Raw genomic sequence first — 26,580 nt, 5'->3', positions numbered from 1 at the left:
GGAACTTCACGCACACGCACCACTGGCGTTGAGTGGTGCGTATGTGTTCAGGGAACCGGCAGCCCGGGCCCCTGACGCCCCCACGCACCGGGGCTATGATGCAAATATGGGCACAATCAGGATTTTGCGTGTTTATGAGGAGCCGGACCCGGGGGAGTACCGCGTCCTCGTCGACAGGCTCTGGCCCCGGGGCGTCAAGAAGGACAAAGTGGACCTCTGGCTCAAAGAAGTCGCTCCCAGCACAGAGGTACGCAACGCCTTCGGCCATGTGCCGGAACACTTCACGACCTTTCAACACGACTACACAGCGGAGCTGGAGCACAATCCGGCCGTCGCAGAGCTGCGGGAAGTCATCAAAGACCGCGAAAAAGTGGTGCTGCTCTACGGGGCCAAGGACCACCATGAAAACCAGGCCGCCGTGCTGCTCGACTTCCTGAATGCGGCCCCATAGCGGCTACATTTGTTCCATGGCTGAAAACACTTCCAAGAATGCAATTGTCACCGGAGCCAGCTCCGGAATTGGTGCCGCCGCAGTCCGTCAACTCCGTAGCAACGGCTGGAACGTGATTGCCGTAGCCCGACGCGAGGACCGCCTGGCTCAACTGGCACAGGAAACTGGCGCCCTACCGTTCACCGCCGACGTCACCGTGAGTGAGGACATCGAGCGGTTGCATGCCTTCGCTACCGAAACATTCAAAACAGCAGGCGGTGTGGACACCGTGATCAACATTGCCGGTGGCGCTCGCGGTGTGGACAGTGTGGCCAACGCCAAGGAGGACGATTGGCAGTGGATGTTCCAAGTCAACGTGCTCGGCACCTTGAATGTCCTCAAGGCCTTCCTTCCAGACTTACGCGACCATGGCTTCGGCACGGTTCTAAACCTGACCTCCACCGCTGGGCACACAGCGTATGAGGGCGGCGCCGGCTACAACGCGGCCAAGTTCGGCCAGCACGCACTGACCGGAGCCCTGCGTTTGGAGGAAGCCGAGCACAATATCCGCGTCATCGAGGTGGCCCCCGGAATGGTGCACACCAATGAGTTCACCGTTAACCGGCTCGGCGGGAACCAAGAAGCCGCAGATGCGGTGTACCAGGGCGTGGACAAGCCACTGACGGCTGAGGACGTGGCAGAGGTGGTGGCATACGCCGTCGGGCTTCCCCATCACATCAACCTGGACCAGATCGTCATGCGTCCGGTGGCCCAGGCAGCAGCACACAAGGTAATTCGCCGATAGTCGACTCTGCCCGCATTGACCCGTGAGCTTTGGTCGCTTAGAACGCTCAAAGCAGCCTTTTGTCACGGGTCGGTGAAGGCCGGGTCGGTGAAGGCCGGGCCAGAGCAGGCCGGGACCGGGCGGTGAAGGCCGCTCCAGTCCTAGCCCCGCGCAAGTATCCGGTAGAATGAGGAACAAAGCTTCGACCCGGCTATCACCGGTGAGCTTCCGGAAGAACGCCGCGCGCCCCGCAAAGCAAGTAGAACCGGACGGGTAAGCCCGTCACAGCAGCTAATGAGCGGCCGCACCAGCGCCCTCGACGCAAGTCGAAAGGCGAAGGGACGGTAAGCGAGGTGGTACCGCGGCGCAAGCCGTCCTTGCATCCTGAACCTGAACACCCACAACCAGGATGATGTGATGACCCACTTCCCGAAGGCCTCTGCCGCCGCCGGCCTCCACGCCGAATCCAAGCACGTTCCCTCCTCCGTGAATTTCCCGAAGGTGGAAGAACTCGTCCTGAAGTACTGGGACGAAGACGGCACTTTCCAGGCCAGCATTGATGCCCGGGATGCCGGTGAAGATGGGTCAAACGAGTTCGTCTTCTACGACGGCCCTCCCTTCGCCAACGGCCTGCCGCACTACGGCCACCTGCTCACGGGCTACGTCAAGGACCTGGTAGCCCGTTACCAGACCCAGCGCGGCCACCGCGTGGAGCGCCGCTTCGGCTGGGACACCCACGGCCTGCCCGCTGAGCTGGAAGCCATGAAGCAGCTGGGCATGACGGACAAGGCCCAGATCGAGGCCATGGGCATCGACAAGTTCAACGACGCCTGCCGCTCCTCCGTCATGAAGTACGCCGGCGAATGGCAGGAATACGTCACCCGCCAGGCCCGCTGGGTGGACTTCGACAACGACTACAAGACGCTCAACGTCGAGTACATGGAGTCCGTCCTCTGGGCCTTCAAGCAGCTCCACTCCAAGGGGCTCACGTACAACGGCTACCGTGTGCTGCCGTACTGCTGGAAGGATGAGACGCCCCTTTCCAACCACGAGCTGCGCATGGATGACGACGTCTACAAGGACCGTCAGGACCAGACAGTCACCGTCACCTTCCCCATCCTGACTGGCGAATCGGCCATCTCGCAGGAGTTGGCCGGCGTCGCTGCCATCGCCTGGACCACCACGCCCTGGACCCTGCCCACCAACCAGGCCCTCGCTGTTGGGCCCAAGGTCAGCTACTCCGTGGTCCCTGCCGGTCCCAACGGGGTCACCCTGGGCGCCACCGCGGAGAAGTTCCTGCTGGCCGCTGACCTCGTTGCCGCGCACGCCAAGGACTTGGGGTACGACGACGGTGCTGCCGCGACTGCCGCTGTCACCGCCAGCTACACGGGTGCCCAGCTTGAAGGCCTCAAGTATGAGCCCCTGTGGGACTACTTTGCCGACGACGAGAAGTACGGCACCGCTAAGTCCTGGCAGTTCCTGCTGGCCGATTACGTCACCACCACCGACGGTACCGGAATCGTCCACCAGGCTCCGGCCTACGGTGAAGAGGACCAGAAGGTCTGCGAGGCGTACGGCATCCCCGTTGTCCTCTCGATCGATGAGGGCGCCAAGTTCCTGCCCCTGTTTGCGAACGGCCCGTTGAGTGAGATCGCTGGCGTGCAGGTCTTTGACGCCAACAAGACCATCACGCGCGTCGTGAAGGACGCCGGCCGCCTGGTCCGCCAGGCCAGCTACGTGCACAGCTACCCGCATTGCTGGCGCTGCCGCACACCCCTGATCTACCGTGCCGTTTCCTCCTGGTATGTGGAAGTCACCGCGTTCAAGGACCGCATGGTGGAGCTGAACCAGGACATCAACTGGATCCCCGGCAACGTCAAGGACGGCCAGTTCGGCAAGTGGATTGCCAACGCCCGCGACTGGTCCATCTCCCGCAACCGCTACTGGGGTTCCCCCATCCCGGTGTGGCAGTCCGACGACCCCGAATACCCGCGCACCGACGTCTACGGTTCCCTGGCCGAGATGCAGGCCGACTTTGGCCGCCTGCCCCTGAACAAGGAAGGCGCAGTGGACCTGCACCGCCCGTTCATCGACGAGCTGACCCGCCCCAACCCGGATGACCCCACCGGCAAGTCCACCATGCGCCGCGTGGAAGATGTGCTCGATGTCTGGTTCGATTCCGGCTCCATGCCGTACGGCCAGGTCCACTACCCGTTCGAGAACGAGGACTGGTTCAACACCCATAACCCGGCCGACTTCATCGTCGAGTACATCGGCCAGACCCGCGGCTGGTTCTACATGCTGCATGTGCTCTCCACGGCACTCTTTGACCGCCCGGCGTTCAAGAACGTCATCAGCCACGGCATCGTCCTGGGCTCCGACGGGCAGAAGATGTCCAAGTCCCTGCGCAACTACCCGGATGTTTCCGAGGTGCTGGACCGCGACGGCGCCGACGCCATGCGCTGGTTCCTGATGGCCAGCCCCATCCTGCGCGGTGGCAACCTGGTGGTCACCGAACAGGGCATCCGCGAGGGTGTCCGCCAGGTCATCCTGCCGCTGTGGAACGTTTACAGCTTCTTCACCCTCTACGCGAATACCGCCAACGAGGGCAAGGGCTACGATGCCAAGCTGCGCTACGACGACTACTCCGACCCCATGGACCAGTACCTGATGGCCAACACCGGCGACCTGGTGCGCGAGGTGGAAGCCAAGCTCAACGAGTATGACGTCTCCGGCGCCTGCGACTCCCTGCGCAGCTACTTCGACATGCTCACCAACTGGTACGTCCGCCGCAGCCGCAACCGCTTCTTTGACGAGAACGTGGACGCCTTCGACGCGCTCTACACGGCACTGGAAACAGTGTGCCGCGTCGGCGCATCCCTGCTGCCGCTGGTCACCGAGGAAGTCTGGCGCGGTCTCACCGGTGGGCGCTCCGTGCACCTGACCGACTGGCCCAACGCCGACCTGTTCCTGCCTAATGCGGACTTGGCTGAAGGCATGGACCGAGTACGCCAGATTTGTTCCATCGGTTCGAGTTTGCGCAAGGCTGCCAACCTGCGGGTGCGTCAGCCTCTGCAGGAATTGACCGTCGTCACATCCAACTTCAACCTGAGTGTTGCCGCTGACATCGTTAAGGACGAACTCAATATCCGCAATGTTCGCTTCGTTGATGCCACTGTCGCTTCCCCGGAAGAGTTCGGCATCTCCCAGAAGCTCGTGGTCAACGCCCGTGCCGCTGGACCCCGCCTGGGCAAGAACGTCCAGCTCGCCATCAAGGGCTCCAAGTCCGGCGATTGGTCCGTCACCGATGGTGTCGTCACGGCCGGCGGACTGACCTTGGAAGAGTCCGAGTACACGCTGGAGACAGTTGTTGCCGACGCGGCCGACGGCGGCAAGAGTGCCGTTGCGATGTTGCCCGGTGGCGGCTTCGTGGTGCTCAACACCGAGTTGACCCCCGAGCTCGAGGCTGAGGGTACGGCTCGCGATATGGTCCGTGCCATCCAGCAGGCACGTAAAGACACCGGCCTGCAGGTCAGCGACCGGATTCGCACCGTCATCAGCGCCCCGCAGGACATCATCGACGCCCTGCATGCCAACGCTGAATTGGTCAAGAGTGAAACCCTGACACTGAAGCTTGAACTCATCCCCGGTGACGTTGAAACCACCATCACAGTTGAACGGACAGTGTCTTAGATGACTGCTAACCACGACGAATTCTCGGTGGAGAGCGTTTACGCCGAACTCTTGGGCCGCGCCCCGGAGAACAAGATGGAACCGCGTCTGGCTCCCTTGGTCCGTGCCATGGATATTTTGGGTGACCCCAACAAGGCGTTCCCCATCATCCACATCACCGGAACCAACGGAAAAACCTCCACGGCACGCATGATCGAATGTGGCCTGCTGGCTCACGATCTGCGCACGGGCCGTTACACCAGCCCGCACCTGACGAAGGTCACCGAACGCATTAGCGTTGACGGGGCTCCCGTCAGCGACGAGACGTTTGTGCGGATCTGGGACGAAATCCGCCCCTACCTCGAGATTGTCGACGCCGAACTTGAAGCAGCGGGCGAAAACCGCCTGACGTTCTTCGAGTGCCTGACCATCCTCGCCTTCGCGATCTTTGCCGATCAGCCGGTAGATGTAGCCGTCATGGAAGTCGGCTTGGGCGGCATCACCGATGCCACCAATGTGGGAGATGGCCAAGTTGCTGTCATTACCCCCATCTCCCTCGACCACACCGAGCTGTTGGGTGACACCACCGGCCTCATCGCGGAGGAGAAAGCTGGCATCATCAAGGAAGGCGCGTTCGTCATCAGCGCCGCCCAGCCACAGGATGCTGCCCAGGTCATCCTCGAAAAAGCCCGCGAAAAGCATGCCGACTTCCGCTTTGAAGGGGTGGAGTTCGGTGTGGAATCACGCACAGTTGCCGTGGGTGGGCAACAGCTGGACCTGCAGGGTCTGGCCGGCCGCTACCCGGGGATCTTGCTCCCGCTGCACGGTGAACACCAAGCCCAGAATGCCGCCGTCGCACTTGCGGCATTGGAAGCATTCTTGGGCGGGGGAGAGAAGGAACTCAACCACGAGCTGGTCCAGGAAGGCTTCGCCGCCGCCACCTCACCCGGCCGTCTTGAGGTCATGCGCACCTCGCCCACCATCGTGGTCGATGCTGCGCACAACCCGGCAGGCATTGCCGCCAGCGCCGCCGCACTGCAGGAGTCCTTTGCCTTCAGCAAGCTCGTGGTGGTTCTGGGTGTCCTAGTCGAAAAGGACGCCGAGGAAATCCTGAACTCCCTCAAGGAAGCGTACGGGGATGAAGCGCAGGAATTGTGCCTGACCCAGTCCAACTCCCCGCGTGCCATCCCGGCCGCGGAACTGGCCGAACTCGCCGTCGACCTAGGCTGGGATGAGGAAGACGTTCACATTGCCGAGAAGCTCGACGACGCCATCGAGTGGGCCGTTGAACGCGCCGAAGCCAACAATGACCTCGCCGGCGGCGTCTTGATCACCGGCTCCATCACCCTGGTGGGCGAGGCCCGGATCCTCTTGGGCCGCCCCGGCGAAAAGGAAGGCGCCTGACATGGCAAAACTGACTAAGGCCCAGCGCGAATGGCGGCCTAATACGCCCAAGAAGTTGCGCTCCACGAAGACCATGTTCGCCTCGGTGGTGCTGATGCTCGAGGCCTTCGTGGCATTGTTCTTGGGCCTGGCACTGTTCGGCCTCAAGGACAAGAACCCGGCTTATCTCATCGCTGCCGCCGTATTGGCTGTGCTGCTGATCCTCGCCTGCGGTGTGGTCCGCAAGACCTGGGGCGTAGCCTTTGGTTGGATCCTGCAACTGCTGCTGATCGCCGGCGGTTTCTGGGAGCCCTCCATGTTCGTAGTGGGCGTGCTCTTCGCGGTCGCCTGGTGGTATGCCCTGTTCGGCGGTGCCAAGATTGATCGTGAGAACGCTGTCCGGGCCAAGGCTCAGGCCGAGTGGGATGCAGCCCATCCCGCAGAGTCTGCACCGGAAGAACCTGCCCCGGACGAGCCGTCCAAGTAAGCTGTTATTGATCGTCCTTTTTATCTAGTTATTGGAGTTATCTGTGAGCATTGAGCGCACTCTTGTCCTTGTGAAGCCCGACGGCGTGGCACGCAACCTCTCCGGTGCCGTGTTGGCCCGCATCGAAGCCAAGGGCTACACCCTGGCTGAGCTGAAGAAGGTCACCCCCACCCGCGAGCAGCTGCAGGCACATTACGAGGAGCACGTGGGCAAGCCCTTCTACGAGCCTCTGGTTGAGTTCATGCTCTCCGGCCCGGTTGTTGCCGCGATCTTCGAGGGCCACCGCGTCATCGAAGGCTTCCGCGCACTGGCTGGCACCACCGATCCCACCACCGCCGCTCCGGGCACCATCCGTGGCGACTTCGGTCGCGACTGGGGCCTGAAGGTGCAGCAAAACCTGGTCCACGGCTCAGACTCCGTAGAGTCCGCCGAGCGTGAGATCGGCATCTGGTTCGCCTAGTCCCCACTCGCCGGCCCAGTAAATCGCTGGCACGATTTCCCGGGAACCTGGCGAGCGTGGGCCCAGCACCCCTATAAAGTTCGACGGCGGGTGGTCACCTTTTTTACAAAGGTGACCACCCGCCGTCGAACTTTAAGCGCAGATGCTTTAAGCGTAGGTGTGTGTTTTAGCCGATGATGGCGTGCATGAAGCGGAAGAAGATGGAGGCCAGCACTGCAATGTAGAGCAGGCCGACGATCACCCAAGCCCATTCGTTGAGGACTTTGGTCAGTGCCGCCGGGGCGGGGATCACGCCGTGGTTCACATTGCGCAGCGTAGTGAACACAAAGATCGGGATCATCATGGACCACACGATCATGCAGTAGGGGCACAGTACGGCCAGCGTGTACAAGGCTGTAAACCAGAACCAGCACACCAAGGCCATGCCGGCAGTGATGCCGATCTGCACGCAGATCCAGAACCAGCGGTTCATGCGTGCGCCGGCCAGCAGGACCACGCCAATGGTGATCACGACGGCAAAGGCGCAGATTCCAATGAACGGATTGGGGAAGCCCAGAAGTGCGGCTTCAGGTGTCTTCATGACATCGCTGCAGGAGATCCAGGAATTGAAATCACAGCTGGCTGACGCATTGGGGTCCACATACAAGTGCAGCCGTTCCATCACCAAAGTGAAGGACGCGATCCACGCAATGACTCCGGTGATGACCAGCAACCAGCCAAACGGTTTGGCCCGGGCCATGGCTGGTTTGTCCAGATCTGCGGGATCACTGGTGGAAACGTTGGTGCTGGGCATGGAGTCCTATTCCTCGCGAGCGGCGTGATTGTGTCCTGATTGTAGCGCGTGAATCTAGGCGCGCCCTGCGCGGAATCGTGGGATGGACAGGCTCGTATGAGACAATGGGTTCGGCTGGTTGGTGATCCACATGCGCCTTTCGGTCCAATGGCACGCCCACGGGCTGCTGGAGAAGAAGCTGCCTCGTGTGCAGCCATCCACCAGCCACGTTTCTCGCAAACCATTGGCTTTTCAGAGCTTGCGCACCCATCAAGTTGGTGCCGCCTGAAAAGTAATTAGACGACTTCCGTCAACGCCCGAGGGTGTTGGCACATCGGCCGAACTTGGCACCCGATGTGGGGGTGCCGATTCGGCGCGAAGGTAATGCCCACAATGGAAAATGAACAACCCACACTCGACAACACAGATGTTGCGCAGGTAGCTCCGGTTAAGGCTCGTGCCACGCGATCGCGCCGCGCCACCTCAGCAGTGACCAGCCCCGGTGCCAACGCTGCTGCAACAGCCGCTGCTAAAGCTCCTGTTGAGGCAGCTGCTGCGGTTGCGCCGGTTGAAGTGGCCGAGGCCGCCGCCCCTGTCAAGAAAGCCCCCGTGCGACGCAGCCGGGCTAAGAAGACCGAAACCGCCGCTGATGCAGCTCCGGCTGTCGCAGTTTCCGCCGCTGACACGAACGCTGACACGAACAGTGCCGCAGCCAAAGCCACCGAAACCAAGGCTGCCGAAACCAAGGCTGCCGGCCCGTCGCTGCTCGATGCCATCGCCGAGGTAGCTGCCACGGACGCCACGGCTCCTGTCACGGCTCCCGTCAAGAAGACCACCCGCCGCCGCGCCAGTGCCCCTGTCACTGCTCCTGTTTCGGCTGAGGTTGCCGGGCAGGGCGAGCTGAGCTTGGCAGGCGAGGAGCCGGCAGCTGCTGGGCAGACCGAAGCCCTTCAGGCTGAGGTTTCGCAGACTGAAACAACTCCGGTCAAGAAGGCCCCGGCTCGGCGCAGCCGAGCAGCCAAGGCACCTGTCACCAAGGTTGCCGCCACCGAAGCTATTGCGGCTGAGGTTGCCGCCACCGGAATTGTTGCCGCCGACGTTCAGGCCACCGCAACCGCTGCGGAGGAGTCCTCTACTAGCGCCGCCGCCGATGCAGCCCCGGCAGCCAGCCGTTCCACACGGAGGGCGCCTGCTCGCCGCGCCGCCGCCAAGGCTGGTGCCCCGGCCGCAGCCTCTTCGGCCGCGACAGCTGCAGCTGCTCAGGAATCCGCACCGGAGCATAGTACTCAGGCCACTGACACCACGAACACCTCAGCTGCGGTAGATTCCACTCCGTCCGAGACTGCAGCCGCGGAGACTGCCGGCGCCGAGAGTGTTGCTGCGGCTCCCCGGGTCACCCGTGGCCGCCGTCGAACTGCCACGAAAGCTGCCGGTCCCGCAACTGATCCTGTTGCAGCGCAAACTCCGGCCGAAGAAGCAGCGTCGGCTGAGCCTGCTGCGACTGAGCCCAACACGAGCACCTCCGCTGACACGACCGTCTCCGCCACTACTGCACCTGCCACGGCTGCAGTTCAGGATCACCCCGCGCATGTAACGGAGTCCTTGTTCTTGGCACCAGATGCCGGCATCTCGGCACTGTTCTTGGCACCGGATCTCAGCTTGGCTGTGCCCGCAGCCACTGTCCAGGATGGCTCGGACGGCGACAACGGTGACAACCAGCGCTCCGGCACAGACACCGAGCAGCGCGGCCGCAACCGGAATCGCAACCGCCGCCCGCGTGCGAGTGATGCTGACGCTGGTGAAAGCACCGAGGACATCGAGACTTCTGAAAATGACCATGATGGCTCGGACGACGGCGTGACCTCCCGCCGTCGTCGCCGTCGCCGCCGTGGTGACCAGGATCTGGAACTGACCGGCGGTAGCGATGAAGACCCGCCCAACACGGTGACCCGGGTCCGTGCCCCCCGCGTGCCCACCGAGTCCGCAGCTGGCGTCAGCAACCGCGTCACGAGCTTGCGCGGCTCCACGCGTTTGGAAGCGAAGAAGCAGCGCCGCCGCGATTCCCGCGACTCCGGCCGCCGCCGCACGGTCATCACCGAGGCCGAGTTCTTGGCTCGCCGCGAATCTGTTGACCGCGTCATGGTGGTCCGCCAAGCCGATGACCGGATCCAGATCGGTGTCCTCGAAGACGGCATCTTGGCCGAGCACTTCGTGTCAAAAACCCAGCAGGACTCCTTGATCGGCAACGTCTACGTGGGCAAGGTCCAGAACGTGCTGCCGAGCATGGAAGCCGCCTTCGTCGACATTGGGCGCGGCCGCAACGCCGTTCTGTACGCCGGTGAAGTTGACTGGGATGCCGCTAACCTCAACGGCCAGCCGCGCCGCATCGAAAATGCGCTCAAGTCCGGCGACTCCGTCCTGGTGCAGGTCTCCAAAGACCCGGTGGGCCACAAGGGTGCCCGCCTGACCAGCCAGATTTCCCTGCCCGGCCGCTACCTTGTGTTTGTGCCCGGTGGCTCCATGACAGGCATCTCACGTAAGCTGCCCGACGTCGAACGTAACCGCCTCAAGCGTGTCCTGAAGGATCACCTGCCGGAGAACGCTGGCGTCATTGTTCGTACCGCAGCCGAAGGTGCTAGTGAGGAAGAGCTCACCAATGACATCAACCGTCTGCGTGCGCAGTGGGAAGGCATCAATAGCCGCGCTGATTCTACGAAGACGCTGGCTCCAGAAATGCTGTACGGCGAACCTGATCTGACTATCAAGGTGGTTCGCGACGTCTTCAATGAAGACTTCAGCAAGCTCATCGTCTCCGGTGAAGACGCGTGGGACACCATCGAAGCGTATGTGACATATGTGGCCCCTGATCTGCTGGATCGCCTCGAGAAGTGGACCAAGTCCGAGGATATTTTCGCCGCACATCGCATTGACGAGCAAATCAACAAGGCACTTGAGCGCAAGGTCTTCTTGCCCTCTGGCGGCTCGCTGGTCATTGACCGCACCGAAGCCATGACCGTGGTGGACGTCAATACCGGCAAGTTCACCGGCTCCGGCGGAAACCTGGAAGAAACTGTCACCAAGAACAACCTTGAAGCCGCCGAGGAAGTGGTTCGTCAGCTGCGTTTGCGCGACATTGGCGGGATCATCGTCATTGACTTCATCGACATGGTTTTGGAATCCAACCGCGATCTAGTGCTACGCCGTCTGGTTGAGTGCCTGGGCCGCGACCGGACCAAGCACCAAGTTGCCGAGGTCACCTCGCTGGGTCTGGTGCAGATGACGCGCAAGCGCATGGGTACCGGCTTGCTGGAAGTCTTCGGCGAGCAGTGTGGCACCTGTGCCGGTCGTGGCATGGTCACGCACGAGATCCCCGTGGAGCACCGCCGCACGCATTCCCCGGCCCTCGAAGCAGCTCAGATCCACGCGCCCAAGCAGGAACAGCGCGAACCCGAGCGCACGGCTAACCGGTCAACTCGCAGTGAACGTAAGCGTAACCGCAACCGTGGACATCAGGACGGGCAAGAGCAAGAAGAAGTAACCACCCCGGTGGTTGAAGAGTTGAGCGACGCAGCTAAGGCACAAAAGGCTCACGAAGCCCGCACCGCTCTGGCGAACATTGCAGCGGCAGCTGCCGCTACGCACCACGAGCACGCTCCTGAGCAGCACGCTGAAGGTAGAACAGCAGGAACAGCAGCAGGGGAGTCTGCCCAGCAGCACGACTCTGCCGACTCTGCCACTCTCACCCTTGGTGGGGAAGCCATTGAACTGCCGCGTGGACACCGCAGCGAAAGCAGTGGCTTTGCGCAGCCCAACAATGCTGATCAGGCAGCAGCCTTGGCTGGTCTGACTCAGGCGTTGGATCAGCTCGCTGCCCCCAGCCAGGAATCAGCCCATGACGGTGCCGATTCAGGTGGAAACCGATCGCGCGCACGTCGTGGCCGGCGCAACCGTAGCGCCCGTAGCGCTCAGGGTGGAGCTGACATGACGGTAGAGACCGTCGATGCGGTCCCTGCAGCTCAGGGTTCCACACCGCATAGCAGCGCTAAAGCGGAGATCCCTGCTCCCGCAGCCGCCGTCAAAAAGAACGCCGAGCCCATCATTTTGGGTGTAGGAGTTCCGGCTTCCGAGCTGTAGTAGTCCCGGCTCGGTTGAACTGGCCCGCAGCGGTGACACAAAAAGCACCTTTTTGTGTCACCGCTGCGGGCCAGTTTTCGTTGTGAGCCGAGGTGCAGGCTAGGGTAGGGGGCGACACGGGGTGCCAGGCTACAAGGGCCGGCTGAGACAATACCCGTTGAACCTGCCCGGTTAGCACCGGCGAAGGGATGTCCTGATGAACACCACTGCACTTTTTCCAGATGCTTCGCCAGCTGCGTTTTCAGCTGGCCGCGAGTCGGCAGCACAGCAGCAGCTGCAGCTAGAACATCCGCGAGTTCTGAGTATTGCCGGCTCCGATCCTTCGGGCGGAGCCGGTATTCAGGCCGATATCAAAACCATTTCCGCTCATGGCGGCTATGCCATGGCAGCCATCACCGCACTCACCGCCCAAAACACGGTAGGAGTGCACAGCATCCACACGCCGCCAGCAGCATTCCTGACTGCTCAACTGGCCGCAGTTTCAGCAGATATCACCATAGACGCTGTGAAAATCGGCATGCTGGGTACCGCAGAGGTGGTGACAGCAGTGGGGGAGTGGCTGAAACAAACCCAGCCTCCCGTCGTCGTACTTGATCCGGTGATGGTGGCTACCAGCGGAGATGCGCTCATGGACAGGGAGGCACTGACCGCCATGTTGTCCTTGCTGGGGCTGGTGCACTTGGTGACCCCGAACATTCCTGAGCTGGGAGCCCTGTTGGGCCGGCCAGCGGCGACGAGCTGGGATGGGGCCATTGCCCAGGGGCGGGAGCTGGCTGCCGCGCACCAGCTTCGGGTGCTGGTCAAGGGTGGGCATCTGCCCGGTGCAGACTGCCCGGACGCACTGGTCAGTGCCGATGGCACCGTCCACGAGTTCCGTGCTCCACGGATTGATACGCCCAACACGCACGGGACAGGATGCTCGCTCTCAGCGGCTGTGGCGACACTACAAGCGCAGACCGGTGATTGGAGCATCAGTATTGACCATGCCAAGGACTGGCTTGGCCACGCACTGGAAACCTCCCGTGAGCTGAGGGTGGGACGCGGTCCAGGGCCCATCAACCACCTGCACGAACTATGGGCCAACGCCACGCCACGGCAGAACAGCTTCAGTAGGGAACTGTGGCAGGACTGTGCTGAGCAACGAGCCGCCATCGCCTCACTAGATTTCATCAAAGAACTTGCCGCAGGAACGCTGTCGCGCCACCACTTTGCCTACTATCTTGGGCAGGACGCCCTCTACCTCGGAAGCTATTCACGGGTGCTGGCCAAAGCCAGTGCCTTGGCGCCTAATGAAACGGAGCAGAAGTTCTGGGCCGCCGGAGCACAGAACTGCCTTGAGGTGGAAATGTCGCTGCACCGCGACTGGCTCAGCCACTACCCGGTGAACTCTGCTGAGGCGATGACGCAAGGACCCGTCACCAAGCACTACGTTGATCATCTGCAAGCGGTGGCCTTCTCCGGCAGCTACGCAGAAGTGGTTGCCGCGGTACTGCCCTGCTACTGGCTATATGCAGACGTGGGTGCGATGCTGCACGCCGACTACTTAGCTTTTACTGGCGAAGACTCCACTAAGAGCCCTGCCGAGCACCCTTACGGCGCCTGGCTGCAAACGTATGCCTCCGCTGATTTCGCGCAGGCGACAGAAACCGCCATCAGCATTCTGGACGAGGCTGCCTGCCGTGGTTCAGCGAGCGAGCGCGCTGGAATGAAGGTGGCTTTTGCCCATTCAGCACAGTATGAGGTGGACTTCTTTGCGGCACCCCACGCCCATGCACAGCAGCCTCCACATGGTGCTGGGTGATTAACACCACCTGCCCGTGGGCAAAAAGACGGCGAGTCTTGCCCGTAAATGCTCTTTTGTTCCCAGACTCGCGCTAAAGTGGCTTAGTGCGGTTCTACGGACACTGCGGTCAAAGGATGAAATCTTAGGTTCCATCCGAGGCTGCACGGGTCGAAGAATCAGCGTCATTTGCTCCCGGAGCAGGAATTAGCGTATTCTTGATCTTCGGTGCTTACGCCAACACCTAGGGCAACCACTCCATGGCAGAACTCCATTGAGGTCCACGGCGTTGAGGCACGTAGCATGCACACCGCGCGGTTCAATCTTGAACTGCGGCGCATGCGGTTGGCAAGGGTCAAACACGATCCAAGCTGGCATAAAAACTTTGTAATAAACGTCGAGAGAAGTGAGTTCCCCAGTGGTGTACGCGATTGTCCGCGCAGGCGGCCGTCAAGAAAAGGTTTCCGTAGGAGACCACGTGACCATGAACCGCGTCCCCGGTGGAGTCGGCAGCACATTTGAGCTGCCCGCCCTGCTGCTGGTTGATGGTGACAAGCTCACCACAGCCGCGAAGGACCTGGCTAATGTGAAGGTTACGGCTGAGAAGTTGGAGGATCTTCGTGGACCGAAGATCGTCATCCAGAAGTTCAAGAACAAGACCGGCTACAAGAAGCGTCAGGGTCACCGTCAGGAACTGTCCAAGGTCAAGATCACCTCAATCGCTTAATAAGCGCTCTGACGGTTCGATCCACTTAGATACTTTTAGTAAAAAGGCAGGCATTTTCAAATGGCACATAAAAAGGGTGCGAGTTCCACTCGCAACGGTCGTGACTCCAACGCTCAGTACCTGGGCGTAAAGCGCTTCGGCGGTCAGGTTGTCAAGGCTGGCGAAATCATCGTTCGCCAGCGCGGCACTCACTTCCACCCCGGCGTTAGCGTCGGCCGTGGCAAGGACGACACGCTGTTCGCATTGGACGCAGGCGCAGTCGAGTTCGGCACACGTCGTGGACGTCGTGTTGTAAACATCGTTGCAGCTGCGGTCTAATACCAAAGCTTTTGTCAGTGGAGCGGGCCGCATGGCTCGCTCCACTGGCTTTTAACACAGCGTGATTTTTATTGAGATTTAATTGCGTTCCATACAGTTTTTGTTCAGTTTCATCCATGGGCCGGCATCAGGCCCTAGTTCCGTCCGGGACTAGAATTAGTGCGAAATAGTAAGTTCTATTCAAGGAGATTTCAGTGGCCAGCTTTGTTGACCGGGTTGTTCTGCACGTATCCGGCGGGACTGGCGGCCATGGCTGCGTCTCGGTTCACAGCGAAAAATTCAAGCCGTTGGGCGGGCCCGACGGCGGCAAGGGCGGCGACGGCGGTAGCGTCATCTTCCGCGTCAGCGACCAAACCACCACCTTGCTTGACTTCCACCACGCACCCCACCGCCGCGGCGGCAACGGCCAGCCCGGTATGGGCGACTGGCGCGACGGAAAAGACGGAAACTCGCTGATCCTTGATGTTCCCGATGGCACAGTCATCAAGGACCGTGAAGGCAACGTCCTCGCCGACCTGGTAGGTATTGGCACCGAATATATTGCTGCAGCCGGTGGCCAGGGTGGACTGGGCAACAATGCCCTTTCTTCACTCAAGCGCAAGGCTCCGGGCTTCGCACTGTTGGGTATTGCCGGCTCAGAGGCCGACATTGTCCTTGAGCTGAAGTCCATTGCAGACATTGCCTTGGTGGGCTTCCCCTCCGCCGGTAAATCCAGCCTCATCGCTGCCATGTCTGCGGCCCGGCCCAAAATTGCCGATTACCCCTTCACGACCCTGATCCCCAACCTGGGCGTTGTCCAGGCTGGCGATGTCCGCTTCACCATGGCCGATGTGCCCGGCCTGATCGAGGGTGCCAGCGAAGGCAAGGGCTTGGGCCACAACTTCCTGCGTCACGTAGAACGCTGCGCCGCGATTGTGCACGTCCTTGACTGCGCCGCGCTTGAAGCTGACCGCGACCCCATCACCGATCTGGCCATCATTGAGCGCGAACTCGACAGGTACGACGTCGACATGAGCTTCGCAGGAACCGACGGTGACGTGGTTCCCCTGAACGCCCGCCCCCGCCTGATTGCACTGAACAAAGTTGATTCACCTGACGGCCGGGACATGGCCGGATTTGTCCGAGCTGACTTGGAAGCCCGCGGCTACCGCGTCTTCGAAGTCTCCGCGGCAAGCCACGAGGGCCTGAAGCAGCTTGGCTTCGCCATGGCTGAAATTGTCACAACAGCACGCAAGGCCCTCGCCGATGCCCCTGCCACGGTGAAGCCGGTTGTCCTGCGCCCCCGTGCAGTCAATGAATCCTCCTTCACAATCCACCGCGAAGAGCGCAACATGGCTCCGTTGTTCCGTGTTCGCGGCGAAAAGCCCGAGCGTTGGGTTGAGCAGACCGACTTCCAAAATGAGGAAGCGATCGGCTACTTGGCAGACCGGCTGGCGAAGGCCGGAGTCGAGAAGGAACTCTTCCGCATCGGTGCCACACCCGGGGATACCGTGGTCATTGGCGGGGACAACGGTATGGTCTTTGACTGGGAGCCCACCATGATGGGCGGGGCCGAGCACTTGGCAGCTCCCCGCGGCACTGACCTTCGTCTGCTCGACTTGGGCGATCGCCCCACACGGTCACAGAAGCGCCAGGAACAGCAGGACCGCCGCGACGCCAAGGCCGCTGCACGCGCGGAAATGGCTGCCGAGCGGGACGCGGGTATCTGGACCGAGCTCAGTGACAACCGCACCGCCAGCAAGGCGCACAGCATTGCCGCAGAAATGGCCGCTGAAGGTTCGTCCGACGACACAGGTGCAACGCAGGACTAATGGGAACTATGGGGCAAGACCAGGTGGGCTCAGTTACCTCACGCAGTCGGATGACCACGGCTGCTCGCATCGTTGTCAAGGTGGGATCTTCATCGTTGACCTCTGTTGCGGGCGGCATCTCCGAGGAAGCATTGGAGAAGTTGGTGGCTGTGTTGGCGCAGCGTCAGCTCTCCGGTACTGAGATCATCCTGGTTTCCTCAGGTGCTATCTCTGCCGGCCTGCTGCCACTGGGACTGGCCAAGCGGCCCAAGGACTTGGCTACCCAGCAGGCAGCTGCCAGTGTGGGCCAAGGTCTGCTGATGGCCCACTACAACCGGGCCTTCACCTCCCACGGGGTCACTGCATCTCAGGTCCTGCTGACGGCTGAAGACCTCTCGCGCCGGCATCAGTACGTCAATGCCCACCGGGCTTTGGAGCGTCTGCTGCACTTGGGCGTAGTGCCGATCGTCAACGAAAATGACACCGTGGCTACGCATGAGATCCGGTTCGGTGACAATGACAGGCTCGCCGCTTTGGTGGCTCACCTGGTCAAGGCTGATGCGCTAGTACTACTTTCCGACGTCGATTCGCTCTACGATGGGCCGCCGTCAGAAGGCGCCACTCGCATCAGCAATGTGGATTCTCCTGAGGATCTTGAAGGCATTGTGATCGGTAGCGCTGGCAAGGCCGGGGTTGGTACCGGCGGCATGGCAACCAAGGTTCAGGCTGCCCTGATCGCGGCTGAAACCGGTATCCCGGCCCTGGTTACTTCCACGGATCAGGCAGCGCTGGCGCTGGCTGGCGAAGACGTCGGCACGTGGTTTGGTATCAACGGCAACAAGCGTCCGGTGCGCATGCTCTGGCTGGCCCACCTCGCGGACATTCGAGGCCGGCTCGTGCTCGACGACGGCGCCGTCCGGGCTGTGGGCGAACGGCACAAGTCACTCCTGCCCGCTGGCATCACCGCCGTGACAGGAGACTTTGATGCTGGTGACGCTGTTGAGATCAGCGATTCCGAAGGTAATGTCTTTGCCCACGGTCTGGTCAACTACCGGCATTCGGACCTCCCGCAAATGCTGGGACGGTCAACGAAAGCCTTGGCTAAGGAACTTGGCCGCGAGTTTGAGCGTGAAGTGGTTCACGTTGACGATCTGGTGCTCCTTAATAGCTGACTCGCAACCGTTTGGCCTGATCAGATTGCGGACTGCATCACAGCGCCCTGCGCACCGGTACCTTAGACTTGGGGCATGACCGAGCAGATTGTTGAACTAGATATCGCCGCCGACGTTCGGGCGATCACCGACCGTGCCCGCAGGGCCTCCCGCCGTATGGCCGGAGCGAACCGTGCCTGGAAGGACAAGGGGTTGCGAGCCATCGCCAAAGCCCTCTTAGCGAACCAAGAAAGCATCTTGGCAGCCAACGCCAAGGATGTGGCTGCGGGTCGCGAAAATGGCACGTCAGCACCTATGCTCGATCGCCTCACCCTGACCAAGCCACGAATGCAGGGCTTGGCAGACGCACTGGAAAACCTTGCCACCCTGCCGGATCCCGTCGGCAATGTGGTGCGTGGCCAGACCCTTCCCAATGGATTGCGCATGCGCCAGATCAACGTTCCCATGGGTGTTGTGGCCGCGATCTATGAGGCCCGTCCCAACGTGACTGTGGACATCGCCGGCTTGGCACTCAAGAGCGGCAACGCCGTCATCCTGCGCGGTGGAACCGCCGCCGCCAACACCAACAAAGCCCTGCTGAGCATCCTGCGTGAAGCTCTGGATTCAGTAGGTCTGCCCTCGGACGCTGTTCAGTCTGTGGATCAGTTCGGCCGTGAGGGTGCCAATCTGATCATGAAGGCTCGAGGTTCCGTAGACGTGCTGATTCCCCGCGGCGGCCGTGAACTCATCCAAACTGTCGTCAATAATTCTTCGGTCCCCGTCATTGAAACAGGGGAGGGCAACGTTCATATCTTCATTGACGCCAGTGCGCAAGAAGAGATGAGCGTAGATATTTTGCTCAACGCCAAAACCCAGCGCCCCAGCGTCTGCAACACCGTGGAAACTCTGCTGGTGCACAAGGACACCAAGGTGCTCTCCGCGGTTCTTTCGGCCTTGACCAAATCCGGGGTCCGGCTGCACGTTGACGAACGCATCCAGGCGGTGTTGCCCGCTGGTATCACCGCGGACCTTGCCACCGACGAGGACTGGGCCACCGAATACATGGACCTTGATTTGGCGGTCAAAATGGTCGACTCTCTTGATGAAGCCATCAAACACATCCGCACGTGGAGCACCGGACACACTGAAGCAATACTGACCAACGATCTTGGCAATGCAGAAAAGTTTATTGCCGAGATTGATTCTGCAGCTGTGATTGTCAACGCCAGTACACGGTTCACCGACGGGGGAGAGCTGGGGCTGGGCGCCGAAGTTGGCATCTCTACCCAAAAACTCCATGCCCGTGGACCTATGGGCCTGACCGAACTGACAACCACCAAGTGGATCGTTCAGGGCGAGGGGCAAGTCCGCGGCTGACCTTTGAAAAAGATGGTTATCCATTGAGTGGATCCGGGGTGATGAGCTGTGGCCTGCCTCATCATGTGGGCACCTAAATAGTGGGGCAGCTCCACACAAGAGTGGGGTAGCGCCATCCCTTTTGCGATGGTGGTGCCGATCCGAGCGGGCACCCGCGGGTTCCCGGCCGTCCAACCTCTCAAGCCCATACCCAACGTCGAAATGTCTGTCCAGACTGTGACGTGCTGAGCAGGGGCCACTCAATGGATAGCCACCGTAAAAAAGTGTGTGCCTAGCCACGTGTACCCATCAGAATCGTGCTGGTGTGGTGCACACGGCGCGGCCGGTGCCGCCGAGCGTGCCGATAGCACGTACCATTAGAAGGAATACATGCACTAATCGGCCAGAGGTGGCGAGATAACCGCCCGGCCACGTACCCAAGGGGAGAAATAATGCTGACCCAGCTTGCCGGCGTCGTACTTGCTGCCGCAGAAGAACACGAACTTGCGCCATTGATTGCGCCGCCGTTTGTGATTGGCGGTGTCATGCTCGCCTTCCTGCTGCTGCTGATGTGTGTCACGGTGTCGTTCATGAACTTGGGCAACCGTCACACCGCTGTTGAAGCAACGGATGACCCCCACCGCCAGCACACCAACAAGCACCTGCACGGCAACGACTCGGCGTCCTCCAATCACTGAGGAAACAACCCGGGTATCTTCGGTTGAAGGTACCCGGGACCGTCTCCGGGTTGGAGTCATGGGTGGAACGTTTGATCCGATCCACCATGGTCACCTTGTCGCAGCCAGTGAGGTTGCGAGCGTTTTCAAGCTTGATGAAGTAATTTTTGTTCCCACTGGTCAGCCTTGGCAGAAAGCCAAAGGCAAGGTCAGTGCCGCAGAGCACCGTTACTTGATGACAGTGATTGCTACGGCCGCGAATCCGCAGTTCACGGTCAGCCGGGTGGATATTGACCGGCCAGGGCTGACTTACACCATTGATACACTGCGTGATTTGCGCAGGATGCGCCCTGAAGCGGACCTGTTCTTCATCACGGGCGCCGATGCGATGGCCCAGATCATGTCATGGAAAGACAGTGATGAGCTGTGGGACTTGGCGCATTTCGTGGGGGTCACCCGTCCGGGGCATGTGCTCGATGACGCAGGCCGCACCGATGTGAGCTTGTTGGAAGTGCCCGCCATGGCGATTTCTTCCACTGACTGCCGTAAACGTGTGGCAGAGCAAAACCCCGTTTGGTACCTGGTTCCAGATGGTGTGGTGCAATATATTGCCAAGTATGGGCTGTATGTGGAACCCGTAAAAGATGCCGGCGCAGGTCTAGTGCCGGTGACTAAAGAGAACCGAATGAGTAAGTAATGAGCAAGGAAACTGAGCCGATTCGAAGCCGCAGGCAACTGCGCGAACAATCAGCGCACACCACTGGCGCCCCGGGAGTAACCGCGGCGCCTGCTGGCATTGCACCTGTTTCGCCAGCCCCTGCTGCTCCAGAGCCAACACCTCAAGCCGCGGAAACAATTCCGTTGCGCGAACGAGATTCACAGATTCGTGCACGTGACCGTGCGGCTTTGCGGGCCTACAAGGGACTCGTTGATCCGCCAGAGCCGAGCCCACTGCCCTCACGTAAAGCGCTGAGGCAAGCCCAACTCGACGCCGAACGCGCCCCCATAACTGCCCTCAACCCGGTAGTTTCGGTAACTGCAATGGCCAAGAAAAGCCCTGCCTCACCCCAGACTTTGCAGGGCCCTGCCGTGGAGTTGCAGACGGTTGAAGCAGCAGAGGCTAAGACGGCGGAGCCCGCGGCCGCCACTGTCCAGACAACTCCTGCTGCTTCTGCTTCTGCGTTTGGGCACGTTTCCGCTCCTGCCACGGGACTGCGGAGCCGGGCAGGCCGCCGTGCCGCACCAGTGGCCGCCGACACGATCGCTGGCGGCACTTCTTCTGTAGGTACTGCTGGAACTGCCGCGTCTGGAACTGCCGTGCCATCGTCGGCGCCTGCGACAGCCCCCAAGATACCCAGCCCCCCAGCCACCAAACCAGGCAATGCTCCGGCGGACAACGGACTAACCCAGGGTGCGCCGGGTGACGGAGTGGCTGGCAGTGCCGTTGCTGACACAGCCGTAGCTGGTGAGGACCCTAATCTTCCGCCCATGCCCGGATTGGTCCCCGGCGGAAGCTACTATCCAATCTCGGCTGGGCCACCGCTGGCACCAGGCCCCGAAGAGCTCGAGGCCCTAGCGGCAAAGCGGGCGGAAGCCGAACGGGCGGCCATTTTGGCTCAGCGTGCCCAAGCCCGCGAGCGGTTGGCGCAGGAAAATGTCAAGAACCGCCGCCCAGCGGCTGATCCCACTGCAACGAACAACCTAGCCATGGTCACACCCATGGAATTCATTGAGGTTCCCGGTAGTGAACGGCCCATGCTGCGGCCACCCACTACCACGCATGTGCCGATCGTGACACGGTCCACACCCCGCCAGCCACCGGCCACCCCGGCCCGACCGGCGATGACGGAAGCCTTGGTGAATGCCCAGACCAGCGCCACTGCTACGGACACCCCTGCCGCAGCGTTGGATGCTGCCACAGCCGGGAATAATGCCGGTACCCAGAACCATGGTGCATCGGTTCCGGCAGTACCGAATATCAATGCTGAACGTTTCGATGCTGCGGTAGCAGCGCGTGCCGCTCACCGGCCTGGTCCGGGGAAGCGTCCCTTGACGGGTGGCCGAAGCAGCACGCTCAAGCGTGCTGAGGCCATGGCCGCAGTGGATCAAAGCGCTCCTGCCATCCGCGCGGCAGTTCAGCCGGTACAGGAAGCGGCTGAACCGGTTCCCGTGCAGCGCTCACAGATGCCGCCCATGCCAGCTGACTACGCCCACGGTATGGAACCGTTGGATGCCATGACGGCTGGGTTGCGGCGCACTCAACGAAATCTCTTGATTCAGTGGGGCAGCATTATTCTCGGCGGCGCGGCCTTTGTCGCTGGCGCCATCATGGTCCTGACTAATATTCTTAACTAAGTTTTTACAACAATCAAAGGAACACCAGTGACAGCAACACAACAGTCCATTGACTTGGCACGCGCTGCGGCGCGCGCCGCATCGGACAAACTGGCCCAGGACGTGATCGCTATTGACGTCAGCGAACGTCTGGCCATCACGGATATCTTCTTCATCGCTTCCGCTCCCACGGAGCGTCAGGTCAACGCCATCGTTGACGGGATCGAAGACGAGCTACACAAGTTCGATCTACGTCCGGTGCGTCGTGAAGGGCGTTCAGGCGGACGCTGGGTCTTGCTTGACTACGCCGATATTGTGGTTCACGTCCAGCACGAAGAAGACCGTGTTTTCTATGCTCTGGAGCGTCTCTACGGTGACTGCCCGGTTATTGACCTGCAGTTGGCAGAGTCCGACCCCTCCGCTAACTCGGCTGAATTGCTTGGGTCAGCTAAGGCGACAAAGTCCACAGACTCCGATGACGCAGCAGTACCGGCTACGCCGGCCGCGGAGTAACAACACAAAGAATTAGCACTCTGAATTGCTCCGTTAGGGGCTTTGGATGGGACATTATCAATTGATGGTCAACCACTCTCTTGGGCGTTCAGTCCTGCAGCCCGCCGGTCCACGCCGGCGGGTCATTTTTTGGCGCCATGGCCGTACTTCTTGGAATGCTGTTGGGCGTTTCCAAGGTCAAAGTGACATTCCTCTTGATGAGGTTGGTTTCTCACAAGCCAGCCGTGCTGCAGCCCTGCTGGCCGGCAAGCTCGGTTCTAGCAGCGCTCCCGAACACCCTGTACAGATCCTCTCCTCAGATCTTTCCCGCGCCTTCTCCACAGCGCAGGAGCTGGCGGCACTGACCGGCGGTGCCGTACACGTGGATCAACGACTCAGGGAAACCTATGGCGGGGAGTGGGAGGGCAAAACCTTTGCGGAGATTACTTCCACCTATCCCGAACAAATCAAGTTATGGCAGCGTGATGAGCCCGGCGTCCGTGCGGGCGGGGGAGAGACCAGAAGCGAAGTAGCCCAGCGGATGGTCGATGCTGTCCTGGATGCAGTGGCTTCACTGCCCGACGGGGGCACCTTGGTGGTGACAACACACGGCGGAGCCACGCGAGTGGCCCTGGCCAAATTGCTCGGTCTGCCCGAATCGCTGTGGCGCACCCTTTCCGGGCTTTCCAATTGCCATTGGTCAGTGGTGGAAACGTCACAGTTGGCGGTGGACGGAGCCGAAACTGGGCACTGGCGGTTGCTCGAACACAACGTTGGAACTCTGCCGCAACCGTATGAAGCACCTGAAGATCTTGCCGAACCGGTGGAGGATTAGACCCCCAGAACTCGCCGATTTGGCACTACGCCAAAACGTGTTCTAGGATAGACAGGTTGCTTCAGCCAAGACCGACAGGTCAAGGAAAAAGCATCAAGGCAATAAAGAGTTTGGGGCTGTGGCGCAGCTGGTAGCGCACCTGCATGGCATGCAGGGGGTCAGGGGTTCGAGTCCCCTCAGCTCCACCAAACACATCGAAGAGTGGCAACATTGAATCGGTGGTTTATAACTAAATATCAATAAGTTTTGGGGCTGTGGCGCAGCTGGTAGCGCACCTGCATGGCATGCAGGGGGTCAGGGGTTCGAGTCCCCTCAGCTCCACCAAGACTAAATCCGGGCATCTATTCGTAGGTGCCCGGATTTTTTTCGTAGGGCAGCACCAAAGCCGTCCGATTGTTTTCGGGGGTTAGTTGGACCGGCCTCCAGTCCGAAGCTGACTCTGTTTGAACCAGCAGATCATGCGGTTTTCTCGCTACTTTCCTCGCCTCAGCTGCTGTTTGGAATCGGAGAATCGCCTTATCTGCTGTTTCAAATCTCAACCGGGTCCACACCTGTCAGTGCCGCCAACCGACTCAGATTCACCGACTCCGTGCGGGTAGTGAAAGAATGATTGCGTGTCCACGCCAGAACCTGCCCCCATCCCCGCTGCCCGGAGCTACGAAGCGGTACTCACCAGCATCGAAGCTGACCTTCGTGACGGAAAGATCAAGGTAGGGGATCAGCTTCCGGGTGAGCGTGCGCTGGCCTTGACGCATGGAATCTCCCGTGCGTCCGTCCGGGACGCCATCCGTGTCCTTGATGTGATGGGCGTAGTGCGAACTGGAGTGGGCTCGGGGCCGCAGTCCGGCGCTGTGGTAATTGCCAATCCCATGGCCGGCTTAGCTGCCACGCTCAGACTGCATATGGCGACCAATCACTTTCCCGTGGCAGACATCGTCCAGACCCGCATCATGATGGAGACCTGGGCGGCGGTGGAGGGAGCCGGCCGGCCACGAGACGCCGGGCAGGAAGAATCGCTGCACAAGCTCATTGCAGCCATGGCAGCCCCGGATCTGGATAGGGAAGAATTCCACGTCCTGGACGCCGCTTTCCATGTGATGCTGAGCTCGCTCGCTGGCAATGCGGTCATTACAGCCATGATGGAGTCCCTGCGCCAGGCGATCCAAAGCTACGTCAGTGCCGCGATAGATAACGACACCATGTGGGATGCGATGGTTCCCTCCTTGCGCGCCCAACACAGTGAAATTCTGGCCGCTGTCTTGGCCGACGACGGGGTCCGTGCCGCCAGCGCTCTCAAGGACCACATTGAGTGGTTCCACTCGCAGACTCACCCCATGTAATAGCTGTCCTAGGCAAGAACCCCCGCAGAAACAGACACAGAACCAGCAAAGAAAAGTAGAGCTCATGACAGCAGATAGTTTGCGATGCCCGTGCAATAGCGGGGAGATCCTAGGAAATTGCTGTGCTCGCTACTTGGGTACTGACAACAGCCCGGGCTTGGACACTCCGGGCGAAAACAGTCAGGGCCTAGCCCCGGCGTTCCCACCCACTGCCGAGGCGCTGATGCGCTCACGCTTCAGCGCCTTCGCCCTCGGCGATGCGCACTACCTTTTGCGCACCTGGCACCCGGATGAGCGCCCGGATTCGCTGGAACTGGACCCAGATCAGCAGTGGTACCTGCTAGAAATCCTGGGCACCCAACGCGGTGGCCCCTTTGATAACGACGGTGTGGTCAGCTTCCGCGCGCATTACCGCTCTGCAGCCAACCGGAAGCTGCGGGATTCCTTCACGGAAACCAGCAGCTTCACAAAAGTTGGCAAACAATGGCTGTACGTCAAAGCCTTAGAGCTAAAGCCTTAGAGATACAGCCTTAGCGACTCAGTACTCTTCCTCTTCGGCTGGGCCAGGTTCGGTTTTGGGCGGTGCTGTATGAGAGCCGCCTGCCGATACTGATGCGGCTTCCTGCTCGGCCAATGCGCGGCGGGCATGCAAAATATCGCCAATGAACCAGTCATACAGCAGCACGCCAATGACACCACCAATGAGTGGACCCACAATTGGCACCCAGAAGTACCAGCTGAATGCGCCAGGCACCCCCGTGATGGTTCCCGGCAAGGCAACATCACCCCAGCCGGCCATCCAAGCGAATACGCGGGGACCAAAGTCACGGGCAGGGTTGATGGCGTATCCGGCGTTGGCGCCGAAGGACATGCCGATCGCGGCTACCGCGAAACCAATCATGAGCGGACCCAGATTAGCTTTGACGGCCATATTGCGCATATCGATGATGGCGACGATAAAGATGATCAAGAACGCGGTGCCCACAATTTGATCGATGAGCGGAATGGTCAGATTGCCCTTGAAATAGGGGGCTGGGAACGTGGCGAAAATGGAGAAGGTTGCCAGACCCCCGGCCTGGTCACGCTGAGTTTTTGAGGCCGTATTGAACGCGTCAATGGCATTGAAATACACCACATATAGTAGTGCGGCGGCGGCAAAGGCTCCTACCACTTGGGCCACAACGTAGGGAATGACCTTGTTCCACGCGAACTTTCGCCGGACGGCAAACGCCAGAGTTACCGCGGGGTTCAAGTGCGCTCCGCTGACACCGCCAGCAACATAGACGCCCAGGGCTACGGCCAAGGCCCAGCCCCATGTGATCAGTAGCCAGTCTCCGGCGGCCATGAAAATGGTGGTGTCAGTGGCGGCACGGCCACTGCCTGGAAGTGCCGCGACGGCCATGGCGACCACCCCGTCACCAAAACAAATCAAAACGAACGTGCCGAGGAATTCTGCGAGGAGTTCTCCCCACACGCCTCCCACGCGCTTAAGGCCGCTACCATCCCTGACGGTTCTGCGCAGCGGTGTGATCTCACTCATTTTTATCATCCTTCGAGTCGTCGATGACGGCGACGTATCTTTGACTTCAGGTGACTGCCTCCAGTATAAGTCCGTTGTGATTCTGGGCACCCGAACATAGGGAGCAACTTTTCGCGCA

21 protein-coding genes, 2 tRNA genes, 1 pseudogene and 1 riboswitch are annotated in these 26,580 nt (G+C 60.7%); of the genes and pseudogenes, 22 read left to right on the top strand and 2 right to left on the bottom strand.

Annotated elements, in window-relative coordinates; genetic code table 11:
* The first annotated feature begins 106 nt into the window (after positions 1-106).
* From AB0P14_RS07865 to ndk, 6 genes are all read left to right on the top strand, one after another.
* Entirely contained in the window at positions 107-451 is a 345-nt protein-coding gene (locus AB0P14_RS07865) for a DUF488 family protein (protein ID WP_363840073.1), read from the top strand.
* Between the two features lie 16 nt (positions 452-467).
* Complete coding sequence (locus AB0P14_RS07860) at positions 468-1,235, top strand: SDR family oxidoreductase (RefSeq protein ID WP_363840070.1); 768 nt, start codon at positions 468-470, stop codon at positions 1,233-1,235.
* Between the two features lie 396 nt (positions 1,236-1,631).
* Positions 1,632-4,907, top strand: a complete 3,276-nt coding sequence (ileS, locus tag AB0P14_RS07855; RefSeq protein WP_363840067.1) for an isoleucine--tRNA ligase — start codon at positions 1,632-1,634, stop codon at positions 4,905-4,907.
* A complete protein-coding gene (locus AB0P14_RS07850) occupies positions 4,908-6,290 on the top strand; it encodes a Mur ligase family protein (RefSeq protein WP_363840064.1) in 1,383 nt (460 codons plus the stop codon). It begins immediately after the preceding gene.
* 1 nt (position 6,291) lies between these two features.
* The gene (locus AB0P14_RS07845) at positions 6,292-6,756 is read left to right on the top strand and encodes a DUF4233 domain-containing protein (protein ID WP_363840061.1); all 465 of its coding nucleotides are present in this window, start codon (positions 6,292-6,294) and stop codon (positions 6,754-6,756) included.
* 43 nt (positions 6,757-6,799) lie between these two features.
* Positions 6,800-7,216 (top strand): nucleoside-diphosphate kinase, encoded by a 417-nt coding sequence (ndk, locus tag AB0P14_RS07840; protein WP_363840058.1) that lies wholly within the window; start codon positions 6,800-6,802, stop codon positions 7,214-7,216.
* Between the two features lie 166 nt (positions 7,217-7,382).
* On the opposite strand, the gene AB0P14_RS07835 is transcribed toward ndk, so the two are convergent.
* Positions 7,383-8,009, bottom strand: a complete 627-nt coding sequence (locus tag AB0P14_RS07835) for a vitamin K epoxide reductase family protein (RefSeq protein WP_363840055.1) — start codon at positions 8,007-8,009, stop codon at positions 7,383-7,385.
* Positions 8,010-8,381: 372 nt separating this feature from the next.
* Between AB0P14_RS07835 and AB0P14_RS07830 the strand changes: the two genes are divergently transcribed.
* The 16 genes and pseudogenes from AB0P14_RS07830 (at position 8,382) to AB0P14_RS07755 (ending at position 25,442) form a co-directional block, all read left to right on the top strand.
* On the top strand, positions 8,382-12,122 hold the full coding sequence (locus tag AB0P14_RS07830; protein ID WP_363840052.1) for an Rne/Rng family ribonuclease: 3,741 nt from the start codon (positions 8,382-8,384) through the stop codon (positions 12,120-12,122).
* A gap of 107 nt (positions 12,123-12,229) precedes the next feature.
* Positions 12,230-12,328: riboswitch (TPP riboswitch) on the top strand.
* On the top strand, positions 12,319-13,923 hold the full coding sequence (locus tag AB0P14_RS07825) for a bifunctional hydroxymethylpyrimidine kinase/phosphomethylpyrimidine kinase (protein WP_363840049.1): 1,605 nt from the start codon (positions 12,319-12,321) through the stop codon (positions 13,921-13,923). It overlaps the preceding riboswitch by 10 nt.
* Positions 13,924-14,320: 397 nt before the next feature.
* On the top strand, positions 14,321-14,629 hold the full coding sequence (gene rplU / locus AB0P14_RS07820) for a 50S ribosomal protein L21 (RefSeq protein WP_110106340.1): 309 nt from the start codon (positions 14,321-14,323) through the stop codon (positions 14,627-14,629).
* A 60-nt stretch (positions 14,630-14,689) separates the two neighbouring features.
* Positions 14,690-14,947: a 50S ribosomal protein L27 gene (gene rpmA / locus AB0P14_RS07815; RefSeq protein WP_038462850.1), complete on the top strand. Its 258-nt coding sequence runs from the start codon at positions 14,690-14,692 to the stop codon at positions 14,945-14,947.
* Between the two features lie 194 nt (positions 14,948-15,141).
* A pseudogene (gene obgE / locus AB0P14_RS07810) lies at positions 15,142-16,662 on the top strand (GTPase ObgE); the annotation flags it as partial.
* A gap of 104 nt (positions 16,663-16,766) precedes the next feature.
* The gene (gene proB / locus AB0P14_RS07805) at positions 16,767-17,909 is read left to right on the top strand and encodes a glutamate 5-kinase (protein ID WP_363840045.1); all 1,143 of its coding nucleotides are present in this window, start codon (positions 16,767-16,769) and stop codon (positions 17,907-17,909) included.
* A 75-nt stretch (positions 17,910-17,984) separates the two neighbouring features.
* Positions 17,985-19,265 carry a glutamate-5-semialdehyde dehydrogenase gene (locus tag AB0P14_RS07800; protein ID WP_363840042.1) on the top strand — a complete coding sequence of 427 codons (1,281 nt, stop codon included), beginning with the start codon at positions 17,985-17,987 and terminating at the stop codon, positions 19,263-19,265.
* Between the two features lie 431 nt (positions 19,266-19,696).
* Entirely contained in the window at positions 19,697-19,942 is a 246-nt protein-coding gene (locus tag AB0P14_RS07795) for a hypothetical protein (protein ID WP_363840039.1), read from the top strand.
* The gene (gene nadD, locus AB0P14_RS07790) at positions 19,935-20,618 is read left to right on the top strand and encodes a nicotinate-nucleotide adenylyltransferase (RefSeq protein ID WP_363840452.1); all 684 of its coding nucleotides are present in this window, start codon (positions 19,935-19,937) and stop codon (positions 20,616-20,618) included. Before AB0P14_RS07795 ends, nadD begins: the two co-directional genes overlap by 8 nt.
* A complete protein-coding gene (locus AB0P14_RS07785) occupies positions 20,618-22,276 on the top strand; it encodes a hypothetical protein (RefSeq protein ID WP_363840036.1) in 1,659 nt (552 codons plus the stop codon). The genes nadD and AB0P14_RS07785 overlap by 1 nt, the downstream gene beginning before the upstream one ends.
* A gap of 27 nt (positions 22,277-22,303) precedes the next feature.
* The gene (rsfS, locus tag AB0P14_RS07780; RefSeq protein ID WP_363840033.1) at positions 22,304-22,768 is read left to right on the top strand and encodes a ribosome silencing factor; all 465 of its coding nucleotides are present in this window, start codon (positions 22,304-22,306) and stop codon (positions 22,766-22,768) included.
* A 46-nt stretch (positions 22,769-22,814) separates the two neighbouring features.
* Complete coding sequence (locus tag AB0P14_RS07775) at positions 22,815-23,582, top strand: histidine phosphatase family protein (RefSeq protein ID WP_363840030.1); 768 nt, start codon at positions 22,815-22,817, stop codon at positions 23,580-23,582.
* 112 nt (positions 23,583-23,694) lie between these two features.
* Positions 23,695-23,770: transfer RNA gene (locus AB0P14_RS07770), tRNA-Ala, on the top strand.
* A 60-nt stretch (positions 23,771-23,830) separates the two neighbouring features.
* Positions 23,831-23,906 (top strand) — tRNA-Ala (locus AB0P14_RS07765).
* Between the two features lie 290 nt (positions 23,907-24,196).
* Positions 24,197-24,922, top strand: a complete 726-nt coding sequence (locus AB0P14_RS07760) for an FCD domain-containing protein (protein ID WP_363840027.1) — start codon at positions 24,197-24,199, stop codon at positions 24,920-24,922.
* Between the two features lie 133 nt (positions 24,923-25,055).
* Positions 25,056-25,442: a YchJ family metal-binding protein gene (locus tag AB0P14_RS07755; protein WP_363840024.1), complete on the top strand. Its 387-nt coding sequence runs from the start codon at positions 25,056-25,058 to the stop codon at positions 25,440-25,442.
* 18 nt (positions 25,443-25,460) lie between these two features.
* Here the strand turns inward: AB0P14_RS07755 and AB0P14_RS07750 are convergent, their stop codons facing one another.
* On the bottom strand, positions 25,461-26,462 hold the full coding sequence (locus tag AB0P14_RS07750; RefSeq protein WP_363840021.1) for an MIP/aquaporin family protein: 1,002 nt from the start codon (positions 26,460-26,462) through the stop codon (positions 25,461-25,463).
* Positions 26,463-26,580 lie beyond the last annotated feature (118 nt).

The organism is Specibacter sp. NPDC078709 (assembly GCF_040686795.1).
Lineage (GTDB): Bacteria > Actinomycetota > Actinomycetes > Actinomycetales > Micrococcaceae > Specibacter.
This window is presented reverse-complemented; position numbering and strand designations above follow the sequence as displayed.

What these genes read in the sequence shown, in the direction of transcription:
- AB0P14_RS07865 (WP_363840073.1), top strand. Translation starts at nt 107, where the DNA reads ATGGGCACAATCAGGATTTTGCGTGTTTATGAGGAGCCGGACCCGGGG.
- AB0P14_RS07860 (WP_363840070.1), top strand. Translation starts at nt 468, where the DNA reads ATGGCTGAAAACACTTCCAAGAATGCAATTGTCACCGGAGCCAGCTCC.
- ileS (WP_363840067.1), top strand. Translation starts at nt 1,632, where the DNA reads ATGACCCACTTCCCGAAGGCCTCTGCCGCCGCCGGCCTCCACGCCGAA.
- AB0P14_RS07850 (WP_363840064.1), top strand. Translation starts at nt 4,908, where the DNA reads ATGACTGCTAACCACGACGAATTCTCGGTGGAGAGCGTTTACGCCGAA.
- AB0P14_RS07845 (WP_363840061.1), top strand. Translation starts at nt 6,292, where the DNA reads ATGGCAAAACTGACTAAGGCCCAGCGCGAATGGCGGCCTAATACGCCC.
- AB0P14_RS07835 (WP_363840055.1), bottom strand. Translation starts at nt 8,009, where the DNA reads ATGCCCAGCACCAACGTTTCCACCAGTGATCCCGCAGATCTGGACAAA.
- AB0P14_RS07830 (WP_363840052.1), top strand. Translation starts at nt 8,382, where the DNA reads ATGGAAAATGAACAACCCACACTCGACAACACAGATGTTGCGCAGGTA.
- AB0P14_RS07825 (WP_363840049.1), top strand. Translation starts at nt 12,319, where the DNA reads ATGAACACCACTGCACTTTTTCCAGATGCTTCGCCAGCTGCGTTTTCA.
- rpmA (WP_038462850.1), top strand. Translation starts at nt 14,690, where the DNA reads ATGGCACATAAAAAGGGTGCGAGTTCCACTCGCAACGGTCGTGACTCC.
- proB (WP_363840045.1), top strand. Translation starts at nt 16,767, where the DNA reads ATGGGGCAAGACCAGGTGGGCTCAGTTACCTCACGCAGTCGGATGACC.
- AB0P14_RS07800 (WP_363840042.1), top strand. Translation starts at nt 17,985, where the DNA reads ATGACCGAGCAGATTGTTGAACTAGATATCGCCGCCGACGTTCGGGCG.
- AB0P14_RS07795 (WP_363840039.1), top strand. Translation starts at nt 19,697, where the DNA reads ATGCTGACCCAGCTTGCCGGCGTCGTACTTGCTGCCGCAGAAGAACAC.
- AB0P14_RS07785 (WP_363840036.1), top strand. Translation starts at nt 20,618, where the DNA reads ATGAGCAAGGAAACTGAGCCGATTCGAAGCCGCAGGCAACTGCGCGAA.
- AB0P14_RS07775 (WP_363840030.1), top strand. Translation starts at nt 22,815, where the DNA reads ATGGGACATTATCAATTGATGGTCAACCACTCTCTTGGGCGTTCAGTC.
- AB0P14_RS07750 (WP_363840021.1), bottom strand. Translation starts at nt 26,462, where the DNA reads ATGAGTGAGATCACACCGCTGCGCAGAACCGTCAGGGATGGTAGCGGC.